1 pseudogene is annotated in these 532 nt (G+C 50.2%); it reads left to right on the plus strand.

Annotation, left to right across the window (positions count from 1 at the left end):
• Nucleotides 1–532: pseudogene (locus R7P74_RS28970) on the plus strand (fumarylacetoacetate hydrolase family protein); the annotation flags it as partial.

Raw genomic sequence — 532 nt, forward strand, 5'->3', positions numbered from 1 at the left:
AAGTTTTCCACCCGAGAAATCTAGCACCGACCATGCAAGTCGCGCTCGATAATTGGGAAGCTGTTGCACCACAGTTGGAAGAAATTTACATCGCGCTGAACAATGGCACGGTCACTGGGTTTGAAGAGTTTGAGGCGCATTACTGTGAGTCTCCGTTACCTCGCGCTTAGCAGTGGGCGGATGGCAGTGCTTATGTCAACCATGTCGAGTTGGTTCGTAAAGCGCGCGGCGCAGAAATGCCAGAGAGTTTTTGGACTGATCCTCTGATGTATCAAGGTGGTTCAGATGCGTTTATTGGCCCTTGCGACAATATTGAGTTTGCCAGCGACGAATGGGGTATCGATTTTGAAGGTGAAGTTGCCGTTGTAACTGGCGATGTTCCGATGGGCGCAAGTATTGCTGAGGCGCAAGAGTCTATTCGTCTCATTATGTTGGTGAACGACGTCTCGCTGCGTGGTTTGATTCCTGCGGAGCTCGCAAAAGGGTTTGGTTTCTTCCAATCTAAACCGTCTTCGGCGTTTTCTCCTGTAGC

It is taken from the genome of Vibrio sp. 2033, assembly GCF_033339735.1.